The sequence below is a fragment of the Methylobacterium oxalidis genome (assembly GCF_007992195.1).
Lineage (GTDB): Bacteria > Pseudomonadota > Alphaproteobacteria > Rhizobiales > Beijerinckiaceae > Methylobacterium > Methylobacterium oxalidis.
Genome location: NZ_BJZU01000098.1, coordinates 1 through 5,110, shown reverse-complemented (window position 1 = coordinate 5,110; position 5,110 = coordinate 1). Strand labels below are relative to the sequence as shown.

General features: G+C 68.1%; 2 protein-coding genes and 1 pseudogene. All 3 read right to left on the bottom strand.

Annotated elements, in window-relative coordinates; translation table 11 throughout:
* Positions 1–40: 40 nt before the first annotated feature.
* Positions 41–2,464, bottom strand: a complete 2,424-nt coding sequence (locus MOX02_RS21260; protein WP_147027801.1) for a penicillin-binding protein 1A — start codon at positions 2,462–2,464, stop codon at positions 41–43.
* Positions 2,465–2,650: 186 nt separating this feature from the next.
* Positions 2,651–3,913 carry an N-acetylmuramoyl-L-alanine amidase gene (locus tag MOX02_RS21255; RefSeq protein ID WP_147027800.1) on the bottom strand — a complete coding sequence of 421 codons (1,263 nt, stop codon included), beginning with the start codon at positions 3,911–3,913 and terminating at the stop codon, positions 2,651–2,653.
* A 169-nt stretch (positions 3,914–4,082) separates the two neighbouring features.
* Positions 4,083–4,876 (bottom strand): annotated as a pseudogene (locus tag MOX02_RS21250) (ABC transporter permease).
* Between the last annotated feature and the right edge of the window lie 234 nt (positions 4,877–5,110).

The window sequence follows — 5,110 nt, the reverse complement described above, 5'->3', positions numbered from 1 at the left end:
GATCGATCCTGACAGGGTGTCCTCTCGGAGTGGTCCGCTGTCAGTAGAGGCCGCCGGCCTGGGCAGCCCGGTCCGCGTCCGGCGGCACGGCGCCGGGCGGCGGGGCGGCGGGCTGGGCGACGTAGGCGTCCGGCGGGGCGGTGCCGGGCTTGAACGCCTCGAGGATCGTGCCGCCGCCCTCGCCCGAGCCGGCGCGCATGCCGGATGCGACGTTCACGCGGATCAGCTTGATGCCCGGCGGCACCCGGAACGGCGTCGGCGGCTTGTCCTTCAGCGCGTTCTTGAGGAATTCGAGCACGATCGGCGCGGCTAGGCCGCCACCGGTCGCCCGGTCGCCGAGCGAGCGCGGCTTGTCGAAGCCGAGATAGACGCCGACCGCGAGATCGGGCGAGAAGCCGACGAACCACGCGTCCTTGGCGTCGTTCGTGGTGCCGGTCTTGCCCGCGAGCGGCTTGCCGATCTGCTTCAGGATGGTGGCCGTGCCGCGCTGGACGACGCCCTCCATGATCGAGACCATCTGGTAGGCGGTGAGCGGGTCGAGCACCTGCTCGGAATCGTCCACGAGCTTCGGCTCGTCCTGGCCGGACCACTTCTCGGCGTCGCAGCCCACGCATTTGCGGTTGTCATGCCGGTAGATCGTCTCGCCGGTCCGATCCTGAATGCGGTCGATCAGGGTCGGACGGATGCGGCGGCCGCCGTTGGCCAGCATCGAGTAGGCGGTCACCATGCGCATCACCGTCGTCTCGCCCGCGCCCAGCGACATCGGCAGCACGGGCAGCATGTCGTCGTAGACGCCGAAGCGGCGGGCGTACTCGGCGATGAGCGGCATGCCGACGTCCTTGGCGAGCCGAACCGTCATCAGGTTCTTCGAGTGCTCGATCCCGTAGCGCAGCGTGTGCGGGCCGCCGGACTTGCCGTCGTAGTTCGAGGGCGTCCAGGCCTCCTGGCCCGGCCCTGCCTCGATGGTGATCGGCGAGTCCTGGACGATCGAGGACGGGGTGTAGCCGTTGTCGAGCGCCGCCGAGTAGACGATCGGCTTGAAGGACGAGCCCGGCTGGCGCTGCGCCTGCGTTGCGCGGTTGAACTCGCTCTCGTCGAAGGAGAAGCCGCCGACCATGGCGTGGACGCGGCCCGTGTAGGGATCCATCGCCACGATGGCACCCGAGAGCTCCGGCTTCTGGCGCAGGCGGAACTGGTTGCGGCCGCCCTCCAGAGCCTCGACGTAGACCACGTCGCCCGGCGCGAGCGAACCTGCCCCGCGGCCGATCCAGCGCATGCCCTCGGGCGGGATCGTTCCCGTCTCGCGCTCCTTGGCGACCGCGCCCGACGCCTCGCGGCGCGGCTGCAGGCCGACCTGGACCGAGCCGCCGGAGGTCGAGAGCACGACCGCGAGCCGCCAGGGCGCGACGTCGCCGAGCGCCGGCACCTCGGCCACCGCCATGCCCCAGTCGCGCCCGGTGAGATCGACGCGGGTCTGCGGCCCGCGCCAGCCGTGCTGCTGGTCATAGCGGATCAGGCCGTCGACGAGCGCCTTGCGCGCCCAGGCCTGCATCTTCGGGTCGAGGGTCGCGCGCACCGAGAGGCCGCCCTCGTAGAGCTTCTTCTCGCCGTAGCGCTCGGAGATCTCGCGGCGGACCTCCTCCGTGAAGTAGTTGGCGTTGGCCGCGTTCGGGAAGGCGACGCGCGGGTTGACGCCGAGCGCCATCTTCCTGGCAGCATCAGCCTCCTCGCGGGTGATGTACCCGTTCTGGGCCATCAGGCCGATGATCTCGTTACGCCGGTCGAGCGCCGCCTGGGTCTTGCGGTAGGGGTGATAGTTGTTGGGGCCCTTCGGCAGGGCCGCCAGATAGGCGGCCTCGTTGATGGTCAGCTCGTGGACCGACTTGCCGAAATAGTCGAGCGCCGCCGCTGCCACGCCGTGCAGGTTGCGGCCGGGCACGATGGTGCCGAGGAAGATCTCGTTGAGGTAGAGCTCGAGGATTTTGTCCTTCGAGTAGGTCGCCTCGATGCGCAGGGCGATCAGGGCCTCCTTGATCTTGCGGTCGTAGGTCTGCTCGGAGGAGAGCAGGAAGTTCTTGGCCACCTGCTGGGTGATCGTCGAGGCGCCCTGCTTCTTGCCGCTCTTGGCGTTCGTCAGGACCGCGCGAACGATGCCCTCGGGGTCGATGCCGCCGTGCTTGTAGAAGTTCTTGTCCTCGGCCGAGAGGAAGGCCGCGACCACGATCTTCGGCATGGCCTGGATCGGCAGGTAGAGGCGCCGCTCGCGGGCGTACTCGGCGAGGAGCGAGCCGTCGGCGGCGTGCAGACGCGTCATCACCGGCGGCTCGTAGTTGGCGAGCGCGGCGTGGTCCGGCAGATCCTGGCTGTACTTCCAGTAGAAGAAGGCGCCCGCCGTCGCGAGGAGGACGAACACCACGGCACCCGCGCTGAACAGGAACCCGAAGAAACGAAGGATGAAGCGCATCCGGTGTCCCGCCCGTCGATTGCTCTGCCGCCCGCCGCACCCGGCGACCCGCAGCGCGGGCGCTGTCCGAGGCGCTCGGCGCGCATATCGTGGCGCGCCCTCGGCGGTGGTGTCACGCCCGCGACCTCGCGTCGATCTCTCGACGCCGCGGGCGGGCCTCTCATGGGCCCCGTATCGACACCGGATCTATGGTGAAACTGGGGCGATCGAGGCCGCCTTCCGCGCCCCCGAACCGGGGCGGGTGAGGCTCGCGCGATTCGTGAAGAACAGGTCGATGGCCTTGGCCATCGAGCCCGTGACGGTCTCGCGCCACTCCTCCGACTGCAGGAGGTCGAGATCGCGCTTGCTCGACAGGTAGCCGAGCTCCACGAGCACGCTCGGCACGTCGGGCGACCGCAGGACCTTGAAGCCGGCTTCTCGGTGCGGCTTGGTGCTCAGCTCCATCACCGGCGCGAGCTGGCCCATCAGGGTTCGGGCGAAGCCCGAGGAGAAGCCGCGGGTCTCGCGGAGCGTCAGCTCCTGCAGGATGTCCGCGATGTCGCTCGGCCCCTCGCTCGAATCGGTGCCGGCCGCCGCGTCCGCCTTGTTCTCGCGGTCGGCGAGGCGGGCGGATTCCACATCCGTCGCCTTCTCGGAGCCCGTGTAGATCGTGGCGCCGCGCACCTGCGGGGCGGCCGATATCGAATCGGCATGGATCGAGACGAAGAGGTCGGCCTTCGCCTCGCGGGCGAGGCGCACCCGCTCGCCGAGGGGCACGAACACGTCCCGGTCGCGGGTCATCCGCACCCGGTAGCGGCCGCCGGCCTCGAGCCGCTTCACCAGCGCCTGCGCGAAGCCGAACACGATGTCCTTCTCGAACGCGCCGGACGCCGCGATGGCCCCCGGATCGGTGCCGCCGTGGCCGGCGTCGATCACGATGAGCGGCCGCGAATCGCCGGCATCGGCCGGCATCGCGGCCTTGCGCTGGGACGGGGCCGGATCGCTCGCAACGGCCGCCTTGCGGAACGATTCGCGGTCCGCTTTCTGCAACTCGATCGTGAACAGGACGGCGCCGTCCCGCGGCCGCGCTGCGGCCTCGGTGCGTGCCACCGTCGCGGGACCCGTCAGATCGATGACGATCCGCGAGCGGCCCGGCGCGAATAGGCCGTAACGGTAGGACTGGATCAGCCCCTCACGATGTCGCCCGCTCTCCGGATCGAGCTGGAAGTTCACCTCGGCGAGATCGATCACGACCCGGTCCGGCCGCTCCATCACGAAGGCGCGCGCCTCGACCGGCTTCGACAGCGTGAAGGTGAGCTTGGTGGTGCCGCTCGCCGCAGCTGACACGTCGGCGGCGATCGCCACCGCCGCGTTGCGGCCTCTCTCGCCATCCTGCGCGCCAGCCGCGCCCGCGCCGACGAGGGCGAGCAGCAGGAGCGCGGATCGGATCAGGCGATGGCGTGTCAGCATCTGTCTGCGACGGTTCCCGATGCCTCGGCTTAGGGCATAGGACCGACAGGGTTAACCGTTCGTTCCTGGCCGGGTTTCGATCGTACGAGCGCTGTGGTGAGGGCGCGACACTCAAGACCGGCCTCAAGGCTATAGCCGCCTGCCGCCCGAGCACGAGGCATGCCGCCTCTCAGGTCCGCTGGCGCACGACGAAGCGTTCCAGCAGAAGTCCAAACGTCAGAGAAAAAAGAGCGAACAGCATCACATAGGCGTAATCCACCTTCACGCCGAGACTTGGGTAATATCCGAGCCGAACCCATTCGATGATCTGAAGAGCCGGGTTCCATTTAAAGGCAGCATAGAGTTCAGGGGGAAGATAATGGGGAAGAAACATCACGCCGCTTAGAATGTACATCACGATATTGAAGAGCTGATGCCCATGATCCAGGCCGGAAAGAACGAGACGATCCCGACGTTGATCGTGCCGATCCCGATCCCAAGACAGATCGCTGCGAGGTACCCGCTGATCGCCGTGATGGTATCCGCAGGGCGCGGATCGACTCCGAATGCGACAAGGATCGAGAAGACGCACAGCAAGCCGAGGAAGCCCGTAACAATCTCGACGATGATCCGAGCGAGGACGACGTCGAACACCTTCACCTGAGGATAGTAGGTCAGGGGACGGTTCATCATCACCGCCTTCATGACCTCGCGCGAGACGTACTGAAAGATCAGGCACGGCACCGCACCACTCGCGAAGAACAGCGCTCGGCTGTCGCCGATGGGTGCCGGCACCTTGCGGAAGACGTAGATGGCGACGAGCATGAAGACGTGGACGACGGGCCACAGCACCACGACGGCGTAGCCCAGATGCGAGCCGCCGAACCGGGTGCGCATATCGCGCAGCATGAGCGCGTGCAGCACCCGCAGGTAGGATTCCGTGGCGCTGCGCCGACCGGGAAGCGCTGCCGTTTCACTGATCATGGGAGCCTCGGTGCGCTCGATACTGCCGAGGCTCCCTGACCGAGGATCGCGTCCGAAATATGAAGACCTCGCCCCCCACGAAGCCTTGCCGAAGCGAGCTTACGGCGCCTTCGGCCCCGAGCGAGTGCCGGCAGCATCGAAGCGTCGCGCTGCAAGGCCGCTCCTGCCGGCGACGGCAGGCCGAGCCGCTTCTTCGGCGGTATCAGTGCTCGCGTGCGAGCCGCAGGAGGTTCT